This window comes from Methylomicrobium album BG8, from assembly GCF_000214275.2.
Classification (GTDB): Bacteria; Pseudomonadota; Gammaproteobacteria; order Methylococcales; family Methylomonadaceae; genus Methylomicrobium; species Methylomicrobium agile.
This window is the reverse complement of the sequence record NZ_CM001475.1, coordinates 538,613-553,616: the sequence shown is the minus strand read 5'-3', so window position 1 is coordinate 553,616 and position 15,004 is coordinate 538,613. Positions and strand designations below refer to the sequence as shown.

The following is a 15,004-nucleotide window of genomic DNA, read 5'->3' as shown; positions in this document are numbered from 1 at the left end:
GCAGGTCGGGCTTCCTGGCGTCAGCCCAGCCTGAGCAGCCTCTTGTCGGAGATTTCCGCACGGTTATTTTTTGATACTTTTATAGTTTTCCTCGCTTTCGCGCATGATTCTTTCTCCCTCTTCGACGATTCGCCGGCCTTCGTTAATTTTATTTTGACCTTCGGCGATCATGGCATTGCCGCGGTCGACCAACTGCTTGCCTTTTTTCCATCGATCGCCTAAATTCGCGATGCCCTGGCTTTCGCGCAGCATTTCCTCGCCGGAAATAAGCGGTTCCGGGGCCGGGACCGGCGCCGGTTCGGAGGCACAGCCGCCAAGGGCCAGAATGAAGCATGAAATCGCCAGCTTCGCTCGAACAGTAAGATAATTTTGCATAATCAATGACTCTTGAATGTTACGGATTAAATAGGAGACGGTGAATTTTACCAGATGTGGTGAAAAAACCGGGGGTTCGAACATAGGTTCAATCGATGCGCGCAATGTTAAACCCATCGGTTTGAGCAGAGAAACCCTTATCCTATCCCGCTGGGTTTGCGCTAGGCTTAAATCCGGCCGGCGCAAACGGTATTTGGAAGAGAAACGGGTCGGATGGCCTCAACAGCCGAATACGCCACAACCCTTATTGACTGTAGGGGACGGCGTACCTTTTATCCTCCAATAGTACGCACAGCGTACCCTACAGCGGTAACTCCACCCCGCCTGAGGTAACGCTATCGCTCGACAGGGGAACTAGGGAAGAAGTCATTATCGGCCAAACTCTACCCCCTCTCCATAGCGAGAACCCGGCGGAAAAGCGGCTGCCGGACCGTGAGTTTCTTTAAAGCTGTCCGGCTTTGGATACCGATCATGGCGGGATATTGCCTGTTGTACGAAAGCTGTCGCGGCTCCAACTGGAGGCGCGGAGAATAATCTGAGATGAGACAAGCGGATGATATGATTACCGGCTTGAAATTTACTTAATCGGAGTCGATATGATTGGCTATGCCGTTAGCCGCCCTTTTGCCTTGAGCGTTCGCGGCCAGCGCAAAACCCTGAAAGCCGCGCCCTCGCTCGAAACGCCTACGGCGGATACGGTCTATATCTCGGCCCAGTGGGAAATCGACATGCTCCAACAGGCATTGACGGAGGCTTGGCCGCAAGCGAACAAGGCGGAATTGTTGCGAATCATTTCGTCGGCAACTCTCGTGCGGACGGCGGGATTTCCCGTCCTGTTGGGCGCCGGAGCGTATGCAGACCCCGAACATCAATCGCCGCCGCAATGCCTTGTCCTTCAATTGCGGTCGCTTAAAGCCGCCCAACCGTTTCGCGAGCACTTCCGGCTGCTCGTCATCAATGGTTTCGGCAGCAATTTGGGCGACACGATGATCGGCCTTACGGCTTTCAGGCAGGTGCTGTCCGTGTTGTGCGCCGAATTGCCGGCGGTGTCGGTGGACCTCATGCTGGGTTGGCATAAGGACGATCGCCTGGAAAGGCTGGTGCGGAATGTGGAGGGTATCGATACCGTATTGACTCAAGGCTTGAGTCTGGCCGAAATGTCGCGTTATCAGGGTATCTTCGATACCAGCAGATTGCTGTTGCTGCCTCGTTATGGAAAGATGCCGATGGTGGATTGGTATCTGTGGTGGTTCGGCATAGAGCCTTCCCAAGTCGCTGCTGCCGACAAGCGCAACCAAGTAGCCATCCCGGCGGAGGCCGATCGAGCGGTGGCTGATTGCCTGACGCCTAAAGCTGGGCCGCGCATCCTGGTGAATCCGCGCGCTTCGGTGCTATTGCGGAGTATGCCGGAAAGCGCCTTGCGGCGATTGATCGAGCATATCCTGTCTGCCTGGCCGGAAGCGGATGTGCTGCTGACTCATCAGATGAACATCCATTCCCCTCGTTTGCAGTTCGTTTCGAAAATCACGCCAACGGTGGACCATCTGGCGGCGCTGCTCACGCAAGTCGACGGACTCATTGGCGTCGACACTTATACCCAACACCTCGCCGATGCGACTTCAACGCCGTCCGTTACGATGATGGCCTCGATGGAGCTGGAGGTTTATCCCTACTACCCATTGGGTGAAAGTTTATTATTGCCGGGCGCAAGCCAGCTTTCCGGCTGGGGTAAGGCCAAAGTTGCGCCATCCGACTGGGCCGCCGCATCGAGCCATTACGAAATGGCGTGGGAGGCAGTGGATTTTGATGCCGTACTTTCCGCCTTACGCCGAATGATGGCTAAAAAGCAGGCGTCCTATCGTGCCTATCCGATACGGTTTCATCCCGAACCCGGCCCGGAACGGAAGCTTTCGACGCGGCAGGCAGTCATCGAAGGCATGGAACTGGACATACCGATACGGCAGCGGGAAGACCCGTTGGCGCAGTTACTCCACCAGACCGTCATCGGTTTGGGCAAGCAAGTCCTGGCCAGGGGAGATACTGTGGTTTATCTTGGCGCGGGAGCTGGAGCAGCGGCGCTGCCTCTGGCTCGAATGGTCGGCGGACAGGGACGTCTGGTCGCTTTCGAACCGCGCCGGGAATTGTATCAGCTGCTTTGCGCCAATCTGGCGCGGGCGGGAATTCGCCATGCCGAAGCGCATTTCGCGATGCCGGAAGGGGAAGGATACGCCGTACGCGAAATCGCCAATCTCTCGATGGATGATGAATATCTGCCGTTGAGCATGGGCAATTCGGAACAGCTCGAACCGATCGTCTGCTGGCCGCTGGATGCCAGAAAAATAGAGGCGTGCCGCCTGCTGACCGTCTGCTCGCCTTTACCGCTGCTGTCGGTGCTGCAAGGGGCCGGCAATACGATACGGCGTTGCCAGCCGGTTATCGTCGCGGGCGTATTGTACTGGCGGGATGTGTCGCGATTGACTGAGTTTCTGGCCGGGTTCGGCTACCATGTCAGGACATTGGAAGTCAGTGATTCCGCCCTGCCGGAATCGGGGATTCAATACGCTATCCTGGCGGCGGAACCGCCTGGAGGAACAGCGCATATCAATTAGTGCGTAGGTTGGGTTAGGCGCCAGCCGTAACCCAACACTCGAAGCCGAATCCTGTTGGGTTACGCTTCGCTAACCCAACCTACGGATCTTTCTCGTCGACACGCACCGTGCCTGATCCGGAATGTGCTCGCAAGGTCGGTACGTACATCGCCTCGGCATAGACCGGCGGCACGTTGAATAGCCCCGTAGGTTGGGTAGAGGCGATAGCCGAAACCCATCGTGGATAGCCAATATCGTATGATGGGTTTCGCTTCGCTCTACCCCTCCTACCTTGCTATGGCAAACGGCGATTGCTGTCGCGAAACCGCCCTACCACACTGTAGGGCGTTTTCGCGACAGCAAAACGCCAATCCCCTTTAAAGCGCGGCGGATTGCCTGACGGCGAATCCGCCCTACAAGCTGATTAAATCCTTCGACAAGCTCAGGACGAGCGGTAAGCTGTCGATTCCGTTCGTGGTGAGCTTGCCGGGCCATGGACGGAATCAGCTTATTCAGAGCCTCCTCAAGACCTATAATTGGCCTAATTTAAATTCAAAGCCCAAATTCACCACCAAGTCGTTCAACACGCCTTCGCCGCCGACGTTAGACGGAAGGGTATTTATACGATAGCGAACATCGCCGCGTAAACTGAAGTTGTCGGTAATCGTAAAACTGCCGCCGCCGCCGGCTTCAAAAATGAACGAAGTGGCATGGGTGTTGAAATAACGGGAGGTCAACTCGGTACGCATGCCGCCGAGGCTGGCGACCAGATAGGGTGAAAAACGGTCGCGCATGAAGTAAAACTGCCCGTCCAGGCTAGCTCCCAATAAATCGGTTTCGCCGCCGCCGCAACAGGGAATGTCGTTCCTATAGTTATGCCAGAAGCCGCGCGCCTCCACGTTGAAATAGCGATTGATCACCATTCCGACGCCGGCTCCCGCCCCCCAGCCATCGGATGCCTGCGTATCGCCGCCCGGATGCAAATAACTGCCGAACGGCGCGACATAAATATCGCCCGCCTCTCCGCTCGCTTGCGAAACGGCGCTAATGCCCAGCGATGAGACGGCAACCAAAACCGTCGCTAACTTATTTATGTTCATCGATCTCTCTCAAAAAATTACACAAAATTATCCACAGTCAGCGCCTTGACGCCAGTCAGCATGATTTCAAAATCCGCTATGCCGTCGCCCGTGACATCACCTTGCAACAGATGGGTCTTGGCATCGAAATGCAATTCCCCTGCCTGTTCGCTAAATGCCGTGACAAGAACGAACTGCTGCCCGCTTGGCAGCAATTTGTTGGCCAACTCGGTTAAATCGATTTTGTCCTCATTCACCTTAAAGTCGGCGATGACGTCGCGGTTCTTCTTACCGACCAAACTGTCCGACAGCTCCACGTACTTGAACACATCGGCCCCGGCGCCGCCGAACAATTTATCGGAGCCGCCACTGCCCACCAACACATCGTTACCTCCCAATCCTCGCAGAACATTCTTGCCGTCGTTACCCACGAGGATATTGTCCTTGGCATTGCCGGCGCAATTCAAATTGGCAATGCCATGAGTAGACGCATTCGACAGGCCCGCCATTTTAAGCAGCCAGTCGGGCAAGCAATTGTAAGCACTGGTGGATGTCGATACGACCTTGTTGAGCAATTGCACATTATCGACGTCCACCGGCGTCTTTTTTAAACTGACATTCGAAGTAATCCACACGGGTGGAGGATTAACCGGCTGCTGGATGAACACCGGCAACCCCGGATCGAACAACGCTTGCATATTGGGATCGTTGTCGCCAAAAGCATTGTCGGTAAGCGTCAACTCGATCGCTTGAATCAGACCGTCCTTAATGATAAAGCGAGCGCCATCGCCCACCGGATTACCCGCCGCGTCGGTGCGTTGCGTAAAATCATACCAACCGGCGCTGGTAATCTCTTTACCGTTCAAATCCAGCAAGACGCCTGGCGCATCTATAGCCGCCTGGGTAACATATTTGAGATAAGCGTTGAAGCCGTTTTCGGGTACTTTAGCGCGTGAAATGTCGATCACCACCCGCACTTGCGTACCATTGTCGGGATTGTTATCAAAATCCTGCAAGACAAGTCCGTCGTCGACAGGCGTAATCGCAAATTGAATCGGATCCCAAGGCGCTTCAATGGTAGTGCCATTGGGAAGATTATTCACGCTGACCGGATGCCCGCCGAACTCGGCGGCATCCTGAGGAATCACGTTGATTTGACTGAGCTGATAGAACTCATCGCCAACTATCGGCGAATCCTCCTCGGCATATCCCGATACCACCGACAACGAAATGATCGGCTTGACTTCGGTCAACGTGCCTTCAATGGCTTTATCGAAATACCCGCTATTGATCCAGGCCAATGTAGCCAGCGCATGTTGTTCGGCATCTTGTTTGCCATCGTTATTCAAGTCGCCATCGGCGCCGCCGTTGCCGGTAGATGAGGACATGGTCGCCAAAATCTCTTCCACATTGGGCGCAATACCGTCTTTGTCGAAATCGTCGTCCAACAGGACGGTATTGCTGACCGGCCGGCCGTCTATCAGATCGCCCGTGTATTTCAGCCCGGTACCGTCGTCTTTGATGGTAGCGGTGCCGAAGGTTTCGCCCACTACCGGACTGCCGGGCAAACCGGTGGCCGTCAAGCGGAAAGTTTCAGCGCCCTCTTTTAAGAGGTCATTGATCAACGGGACACGAACCAGCAAGTTCGTTACCGCGCCCGGCCCCTCCGGCAAGGTCAAGACATCGTTGGCGGGATACGCCTGCCAAGCGCCATCCATAAACACTTCCAGCGTATCCGCCACATCCAGGCCCAAACTGGCATGGCCTTCGCCTACGCCGGTTGAAGTCAAACGCAACGTCAATTGCTGGCCGCCCAAACCGGTGAGGATAAACACCGCAAACGACGAACCTTCATTCACCTCAAAACTGTCAATCGAAAAGCTGCGGTCATCGTCCTTGATTATCCTCGGGTCGGTCGTCTCCGCGCCGCTTTCGTTATAAAACGCACCGCGCCCGTCATCGCCAATTACCCCGGTGCCATAAGACATCAAGCTGCCGGTGACCGCTTTCAGTTTGAACGACTCCGGCCCCTCGAACACCTCGTCATCTCGAATAGCGACTCTCACCAACAGTGTGGTGCTGCCGGCCGGATAAGTCACCGGCGACCCCACATAATCAGCCCATTGATCGCCATCGAAATACTGCAGTTGGGTACCCGTATCGTCACCCAAGGCCGCGTGGCCTTCGGGCAAGGTTCCATCCGCCAAGCGCGCCGCGGTTTCTTCCAACGAGAGAGATAACTGTTGTCCTGTAGAGCCGGAAACCCGGAACACCGCATACGGAGACTTCTCGTTGACCGTCACATTATCGATTCTCAGTAACCGGTCATCGTCAAGATGGCTCTGACTGGTCACCGGCGTATCGGCACTGACCGAGCCGGTAAAAATCGTGCCCGTGCCATCGTCGAGCAAAGTCGCCGTTCCGGTAAACGCGCGGCCGCCGCTGCTGGCAATCAATTGGAAGGTTTCCGGGCCTTCATAGATGGGTGGATCGTCATTGACGATACCGGTTCGAACCAGCAACAGACCGCCTGCAGGAAAGTTCGTCACGCTGTCCGGAACATAATCTTGCCAGGCGTTACCGTCGAAAAACTGCAACGCCGAACCGCTGGGGGTATTGGCGGTATCTACGCCCAAGATGGCATGGCCCTCGCCACTACCGGTAGGCGCCAAAGCCAAACTAACCGGCTGGCCGGCAAGACCGCTGACAGTAAAGATGGCAAACGGCGAGGCTTCGTTCACCTCGATGTTGCTCACCTGCAGCGGCAGATCGTTGTCGAGAATGGTTCCGGCGCCAGTCACGCCGCCCACGGTCAGACTCAAAGTTTCCCCATCTTCGATGAGACTGTCATCGGTGGTGCCAATGGTAATGGTAAAACTGGTCACGCCTTCCGGCACGATGACGGCATTGTAATTAGCGTCTTTCCAGGCGACGCCGCCGCTGAAAGTCCAGCCGCTCCGCGCCGCATAGTCGCTGCTGTCGGCCGTACCGCCAAGGGCGACGCTGTGTTCGGTCGGGATGGCGCTCGCGCCGGACAGGGTCACGGCGTAACGCAAGCTCTCGCCTTCAACGACACGGTCGTCGACAGGGTTTTGTCCGGAATTGCCATTGTCTTCGGCAACGACGCTGAGGACCGTTTGCTCGTCGTTATCTTCGATGGTGGCGGTGCCGGTGACGGCTTGGCCGCCCGCCGGGGTGACGGTCAGCGTGAAGGTTTCGCTGCCTTCGGTGACGTCGTCATCGATGATCGGCGTGCGCACCAGCAAGGTGCCATCGGTGTTGATGATCTCGACCGGACTGCCGGTGTAAGTCTGCCAAGTTTCGCCGTCATAGTATTGCAGGTCCGGACCAAAGTCGGGGTTGGCGCCGCTGCCGACGGCCGTGCCGTCGGTCAGGGCCAGAGAGACCGGCTGGCCTTGCGTGCCGGTCACGGTGAACACGGCGTGGCTCGACGCCTCGTTGACGGTGATGTCGTTCACGCTCACGGCGCGGTCGTCGTTCACCGGAACGTGGCCCTCATTGCCTTCGGCCGGGTTCGAACCATGCGGCTTGCTGGGGTCGGCCGGATCCGTCGGCACCAGAATCGTCCCCGTGCCGTCGTCAACGATCGTGGCCAGGCCCGTGTCGCCGTTGTCCGGGTTCGAAACGTAGTTCGCCGTCAGCGTGAAGGTTTCCGCGCCTTCGTAGAGGTCGTCCTGTTCGGAGGTGATGTCCACGCGCACCAGAATCTGGCCGCTGCCGCCGGCCGGCACTTCCGGCCGGCTGCTGCCCGAATAGGTCGTCCAGGAGGTGCCGCCGTTCGTCGAATAGTGGAGCGCGAAGCCGCTGACCGTCGCGTCCCGGTCGGCCGCGTCCGCCGTGTTGCCCAGCGTCAATTCCACCTTGTCGCCGGCCTTGCCGGTCACATCGACCGTGAAGGTCGCGTAGGTCGAAGCTTCGTTGAACGTACCGCCGCCGGTCACCGTGATGCTGCGGTCGTCGTCCTTCGGAACCGCGCTGTCGGGCGTGCCGTCGTCCTTGAAGATATCGCCGGCGCCGTCGTCCTGGATGGTGGCGGTGCCGGTGACGGCTTGACCACCCGCCGGGGTGACGGTCAGGGTGAAGGTTTCGCTGCCTTCATAGACGTCGTCGTTGACGATCGGCGTGCGTGCCAGCAGGGTGCCGCCGGTCGGAAGGGCGATCGCTCCTGTGTAGTCGGTCCAGGTGGCGCCGCCATCGATGGATACTTGCAGAGGGTTGGCGCTGCCGAAGTCAACGCCGCCGCCCGTGGCCGTGCCCGGCGTCAAACTCAGGGTGATTTCCTGGCCTTGCGTGCCGGTCACGGTGAACACGGCGTGGCTCGACGCTTCATTGACAATAATGTCGTTCACGCTCACGGCGCGGTCGTCGTCCTTCGGAGCCGCGCTGTCGGGCGTGCCGTCGTCCTTGAAGATATCGCCGGCGCCGTCGTCCTGGATGGTGGCGGTGCCGATGACGGCTTGGCCACCCGCCGGGGTGACGGTCAGGGTAAAGGTTTCGCTGCCTTCATAGACGTCGTCGTTGACGATCGGCGTGCGTGCCAGCAGGGTGCCGCCGGTCGGAAGGGCAATCGCTCCTGTGTAGTCGGTCCAGGTGGCGCCGCCATCGATGGATACTTGCAGAGGGTTGGCGCTGCCGAAGTCAACGCCGCCGCCCGTGGCCGTGCCCGGCGTCAAACTCAGGGTGATTTCCTGGCCTTGCGTGCCGGTCACGGTGAACACGGCGTGGCTCGACGCTTCATTGACAATAATGTCGTTCACGCTCACGGCGCGGTCGTCGTCCTTCGGAGCCGCGCTGTCGGGCGTGCCGTCGTCCTTGAAGATATCGCCGGCGCCGTCGTCCTGGATGGTGGCGGTGCCGGTGACGGCTTGGCCACCCGCCGGGGTGACGGTCAGGGTAAAGGTTTCGCTGCCTTCATAGACGTCGTCGTTGACGATCGGCGTGCGTGCCAGCAGGGTGCCGCCGGTCGGAAGGGCGATCGCTCCTGTGTAGTCGGTCCAGGTGGCGCCGCCATCGATGGATACTTGCAGGGGGTTGGCGCTGCCGAAGTCAACGCCGCCGCCCGTGGCCGTGCCCGGCGTCAAACTCAGGGTGATTTCCTGGCCTTGCGTGCCGGTCACGGTAAACACGGCGTGGCTCGACGCTTCGTTGACGGTGATGTCGTTCACGCTCACGGCGCGGTCGTCGTCCTTCGGAGCCGCGCTATCGGGCGTGCCGTCGTCCTTGAAGATATCGCCGGTGCCGTTGTCCTGGATGGTGGCGGTGCCGGTGGCGGCTTGGCCGCCTATGGGCGTTGCCGTGAGGGTGAAGGTTTCGCTGCCTTCATAGGTGTTGTCGTCGATGATCGGCGTGCGTATCAGCAGGGTGCCGTCGGCATTGATGATCTCGACCGGGCTGCCGGTGTAGGTTTGCCAGGTTTCGCCGTCATAGTATTGTAGGCCAGGGCCGTAGTCGGGGTTGGAACCGCTGCTGACGGCCGTACCGTCGGTCAGTGTCAGGGTAATGCTCTGGCCCAGGGTACCGGTCACGGTAAACACGCCGTGGCTCGACGCTTCGTTGACGGTGATGTCGTTCACGCTCACGGCGCGGTCGTCGTCCTTCGGAGCCGCGCTATCGGGCGTGCCGTTGTCCTTGAAGATATCGCCGGTGCCGTCGTCCTTAATGGTGGCCGTACCTTTGACACTAACGCCGCCATTACCCGGCGTCACATTCAGGCTGAAGGTTTCGTTGTTGTCGGAAACTGTATCGTTGGTGATCGGCGTGCGCGCCAGCACCGTGCCGTTGTTGGGCACGGTAACAGTGCCGCCCGTGTAATTGGTCCAGGTCTGGCCGCCGTCAACCGATACTTGCAAGTTGACGCTGCCGGTGCTGCCGAAATCCACACCGCTTCCGTCGGCTGTCTCCGGAGTCAAGGCCAGGGTGATTGCCGTGTTCGGCGTGGCGTGTACTTCAAACACCGCCGTGCCGGACGCCTCGTTGACAACCGGATTAGTAACGGTCAGATCGTTGTCGCGCGGGATATAGCCCGGAGTATTCGAGTCGGCCGGGGTTTTTGCGCCGGTGTCCGGGTCAAAAATATCGCCTGTGCCATCGTCCCTGATGGTGGCCGTGCCGATTGCTGCATGGCCGCCTATGGGTGTTGCGGTGAGGGTAAAGGTTTCACTGCTCTCGCTGAGAGTATCGTTGACGATCGGAGTGCGCACCAGCAGCGTAGCGTCGGCATTGGCGATGGTCACGGCTGTTCCGGCTGCGTAATTCTGCCAGGTTGTGCCATTGAAGTATTGCAGGCCCGGACCAAAGTCGGGATTGGAACCGCTGCTGACGGCCGTGCCATCGGTCAGGGCCAGGACGATCTGTTGGCCTTGCGTGCCGGTCACGGTAAACACGGCGTGGCTCGACGCTTCGTTGACGATGATGTCGTTCACGCTCACGGCGCGGTCGTCGTCCTTCAGAGCCTCGCTATCGGGTGTGCCATTGTCCTTGAAGATAGTGCCGGTACCGTCGTCCTGAATGGTGGCGGTGCCGGTGACGGCTTGGCCACCCGCCGGGGTGACGGTCAGGGTGAAGGTTTCGCTGCTTTCATAAAGATCGTCGTTGACGATCGGCGTGCGTACCAGCAAGGTGCCGCCGACCGGAAGGGCGATCGTACCCGTGTAATTCGACCACGCTTCGCCATCCCAATATTGCAGGTTCGTGGCACCGCCGCTGCCGAAGTCGATGCCGCCGCCGGTGGCCTGACCGGTGGCGGTGCCGCCGGTCAGCGCCAGCGTTACCGTTCTGCCGGCGTCGCCTTCGACGGTGAACACGGCGTGGCTCGACGCTTCGTTGACGGCGATGTCGTTCACGCTCACGGCGCGGTCGTCGTCCTTCAGAGCCTCGCTATCAGGCGTGCCGTTGTCCTTGAAGATAGTGCCGGTACCGTCGTCCTGAATGGTGGCGGTGCCAGTGACGGCTTGGCCGCCCGCCGGGGTGACGGTCAGCGTGAAGGTTTCGCTGCCTTCATAGGTGTTATCGTTGACGAGCGGCGTGCGCACCAGCAGGGTGCCTCCGTCCGGAAGGGCGATCGCCCCCGTGTAATTCGACCACGCTTCGCCATCCCAATATTGCAGGTTCGTGGCACCGCCGCTGCCGAAGTCGATGCCGCCGCCGGTGGCCTGACCGGTGGCGGTGCCGCCGGTCAGCGCCAGCGTTACCGTTCTGCCGGCATCGCCTTCGACGATGAATACGCCGTGGCTCGACGCTTCGTTGACGGTGATGTCGTTTACGCTCACGGCACGGTCGTCGTCGCGTGTAATGTAAGCTTCATCGCTTGGGTCAGTCGGGGTTTCTTCGCCGGTGTCGGGGTCAAAGAGGGTGCCGGTGCCGTCGTCCTGGATGGTGGCGGTGCCGGTAGCGGCTTGGCCACCCACGGGAGTGGCAGTCAGCGTGAAGGTTTCGCTGCCTTCATAGGTGTTGTCGTTGACGAGCGGCGTGCGTACCAGCAAGGTGCCGTCGGCATTGGCGATGGTCACGGCTGTTCCGGCGGTGTAGGTCTGCCAGGTTGTGCCATTGAAGTATTGCAGGCCCGGACCAAAGTCGGGATTGGAACCGTTGCTGACGGCCGTACCATCGGTCAGGGCCAGGACGATCTGCTGGCCTTGCGTGCCGGTCACGGTAAACACGCCGTGGCTCGACGCTTCGTTGACGGTGATGCCGTTCACGCTCACGGCGCGGTCATCGTCGCGTGTAATGTAAGCTTCATCGCTCGGGTCAGTCGGGGTTTCCTCGCCGGTGTCCGGGTCGAAGAGGGTGCCGGTGCCGTCATCCTGGATGGTGGCGGTGCCGGTAGCGGCGTGGCCACCCACGGGAGTGACGGTCAGGGTGAAGGTTTCGCTGCCTTCATAGATGTTATCGTTGACGAGTGGCGTACGCACCAGCAGGGTGCCTCCATCCGGAAGGGCGATCGCCCCCGTGTAATTCGACCACGTTTCGCCATTCCAATATTGCAGGTTCGCTGCACCGCCGCTGCCGAAGTCAATGGCGCCGCCGGTAGCAGTACCCCCGGTCAACGCCAGGACAACATGCTGGCCTTGCGTGCCGGTTACGGTAAACACGCCGTGGCTCGACGCTTCGTTGACGGTGATGTCATTCACGTTTATGCTGCGGTCGTCGTCCGCCGAAACGTGACCCTCATTGCCTTCGGCCGGGTTCGAACTATGCGGCTTGCTGGGATCGGCCGGATCCGTCGGCACCAGAATCGTCCCCGTGCCGTCGTCAACGATCGTGGCCAGGCCCGTGTCGCTGTTGTCCGGGTTCGAAACGTAGTTCGCCGTCAGCGTGAAGGTTTCCGCGCCTTCGTAGAGGTCGTCCTGTTCGGAGGTGATGTCCACGCGCACCAGAATCTGGCCGCTGCCGCTTGCCGGCACTTCCGGTTGGCTGCTGCCCGAATAAGTCGTCCAGGATGTGCCGCCGTTCGTCGAATAGTGGAGCGCGAAGCCGCTGACCGTCGCGTTCTGGTCGTCCGGGTCTTCCGTGTTGCCCAGCGTCAGCTCCACCTTGTCGCCGGCCTCGCCGGTCACATCGACCGTGAAGGTCGCGTAGGTCGATGCTTCGTTGAACGTGCCGCCGCCGGTCACCGTGATGGCCCGGTCATCGTCGAAGGTTAAACTGCCGCCCGGCGTTCCCGGTCCTTCGCCTTCGTCGGCATCCGTGATGTCGCCATCCCCATTGACGTCGATACGGCCCGTGTTGTCGTCCACGATGGTCGCCGTGTCGGTACTGGTTTTCGCGCTGTTTGTCGCATAGCTCGCCGTTAGCGTGAAGGTTTCCGCGCCTTCGTAGAGGTCGTCCTGTTCGGTGCCGATGTCCACGCGCACCAGAATCTGGCCGTCGCTCGGTACCGTCGGACGGTTACCCGATGCCCCATTCCAGGTGTAGGTTTCCCAGTCCTCGCCATCGTTCGTCGAATATTGGATCGCGAAGCCGCTGATCGTCGCGTCCCGGTCGGCCGTGTCCGCCGTGTTGCCTAGCTCCAGCAACACCGCATCGCCCACCTCGCCATCGGCAGTCACGGTAAACGTCGCATACGTTGAGGCTTCGTTGAACGTGCCGCCGCCGGTCACCGTGATGTCGCGGTCGTCGTCGACCGTGACTGTGCTGACCGCCGCGCTGGCGGTGGCATTACCGGCAGCATCCGTCGCGGTGAAGCTGAAGCTGCGATCGCCCCCTGTCGGGGTGGTAGAAGCATTCTTATATTCCAACGCCTGAATAATGCTGGCGGTTTCGGCTGCCGTGAGGTCGCCTCCTCCCGACTTGACGATGGTGAACGTGCCGCTCGTCCCGCCAGAGGTTCCATTGGCCGTCACCTGCACCGAGACGCTGCCAACCGTAACCGTGCCCACGGCTGCGCTGCCGTTCGCCCGATAGAAGCTGCCGTCATCGAAGGACAACAACTCGTCATCCCCGTCGGACAAGCCCGCCACCGTCAAGACCAAGGAAGCAATTCCATTTCCTTCGATGACACTGGCCGCATCGTCATTGTCATCGATACCGACGGCCACGCCCGGCAATACGTTGGCCGAGTGGTTCAGCGTCGAGGCGTCCGACGGATCGAGGTCTATCACCGGCGGCTTGGTGTCGATCACATAGTTGTCCGACGCTGTCGTGCCGCTGGCCGAATTGCCGGCGAGATCGGTTACGCCGGCGTTGTTCAGCGTAATGACGTTGGAGGTGTCTTCGAGATCGGCCGTCGGCGTAAAAGTTGCCGTCCAGGTGATGCCGCCATCGCTGGAAACGATAGCGGTCAACGTGCCGCCCTCGATCGTCAGATCGTCGTTATCGAAATTCTTGACCGCTTCGCTAAACTGGATCGTGACCAGGGCCGTGTCCCCCGCCTTCAGCGAGGACTTGTCCATTGTAATGATCGCATCGACGACCGTCGGAGGAGTCACGTCGATGATCAGTTCATTCGCCGTTTGGTCGTACAAGACGCCTCCGCGCAGGGCCTTGACTTCGTAGGTTTTATCCTCGTTGGCCAATTCGTCGCCCACGGGAATTTCCAGCGTCCAGACCATGTCATTAATCGTGAGTTCAGGATCTCCCTTCTCATAGGTCTTGCCATTCACGTTCACGCTGAAGGCTTCGCTCTCACCGAGTAGGGTATTGCCGACGGTGCCGGTCAAGATGGGAGTCAGGTCGTTGGTGCGCAGCGCGTCGACGGTGGGCGCCTCGGTCGTCAGCGGGTTGCTAAAAGCCATCGATGCGAAGATGGAGCCGTACTGACGCGCAGTTGAGCCTACGTTTCCTGTTGCCCCCATCTTGATGGTAAACGTGCTGACCGTATCGAATTGCGTCTGAACGCGGCCTATATCGTTGACGACCAAGCCATCATAACTTTTATTATTTCCACTTTCGAAACGCATGCGCCCCGTCCCGACGGCTCCCGCCTTGATTTGCAAATCCGTGGGATTATTGACGGTATAGCTTTTAAAACCGCCGTACTCGACAAATTCTCTGACATTGCCGCTGGCAGCATCAATATCGATGGAATTATTATAAAAGCCGCTCAAGGCGCGCACATTGCCATCGGTGTCCTTGAACGTGATCGAAAAAGTCACGCCGCCATCGGCTGCCGTCGTTTTGATTTCAGGGGCAAAAAAATCCGCAGTCGTCATTCCCGCAGGAGCCGTTGCGTTTGTAGGATTGTTATTATCGATCGAGGTCAACTCCGCGCCCTGAATACTTTCAATCTTTACATAGGCATCAATCTGCACGCCGTCGATCGTAACGACGTTGGTGTATTTGTAAACGGCTTCTTCTTGCTTGTCGGTGCCGGAGAAAAGAGCCCCATTATTGAACTTTAGCGGCGTAGCGCCAGGCACGATCAGCGGAACTGTCTCGTCCGCGAGCACATACGACCAGTCGTCCGCCACGAGGCTCGGGGCTTCGATGTTGCCGGTGTGGCTT

Annotated in this window: 4 protein-coding genes; 1 reads left to right on the top strand and 3 read right to left on the bottom strand. The window is 59.2% G+C overall.

Going from position 1 to position 15,004, the window contains the following annotated elements:
- Positions 1-63: 63 nt before the first annotated feature.
- On the bottom strand, positions 64-561 hold the full coding sequence (locus tag METAL_RS21415; RefSeq protein WP_245549447.1) for a hypothetical protein: 498 nt from the start codon (positions 559-561) through the stop codon (positions 64-66).
- 410 nt (positions 562-971) lie between these two features.
- Between METAL_RS21415 and METAL_RS02360 the strand changes: the two genes are divergently transcribed.
- Positions 972-2,984 (top strand): hypothetical protein, encoded by a 2,013-nt coding sequence (locus METAL_RS02360; protein WP_005369274.1) that lies wholly within the window; start codon positions 972-974, stop codon positions 2,982-2,984.
- Positions 2,985-3,493: 509 nt separating this feature from the next.
- Here METAL_RS02360 and METAL_RS02355 read toward each other — a convergent pair.
- Together METAL_RS02355 and METAL_RS02350 are read right to left on the bottom strand one after the other, a co-directional pair.
- Positions 3,494-4,063 carry an outer membrane beta-barrel protein gene (locus METAL_RS02355; RefSeq protein ID WP_005369272.1) on the bottom strand — a complete coding sequence of 190 codons (570 nt, stop codon included), beginning with the start codon at positions 4,061-4,063 and terminating at the stop codon, positions 3,494-3,496.
- A 17-nt stretch (positions 4,064-4,080) separates the two neighbouring features.
- The gene (locus tag METAL_RS02350) at positions 4,081-14,970 is read right to left on the bottom strand and encodes an Ig-like domain-containing protein (RefSeq protein ID WP_005369270.1); all 10,890 of its coding nucleotides are present in this window, start codon (positions 14,968-14,970) and stop codon (positions 4,081-4,083) included.
- Positions 14,971-15,004 lie beyond the last annotated feature (34 nt).

Bases quoted from the DNA above. Each gene is read 5' to 3' on its own strand.
- METAL_RS02360 (WP_005369274.1), top strand. From the start codon at position 972: ATGATTGGCTATGCCGTTAGCCGCCCTTTTGCCTTGAGCGTTCGCGGC.
- METAL_RS02355 (WP_005369272.1), bottom strand. From the start codon at position 4,063: ATGAACATAAATAAGTTAGCGACGGTTTTGGTTGCCGTCTCATCGCTG.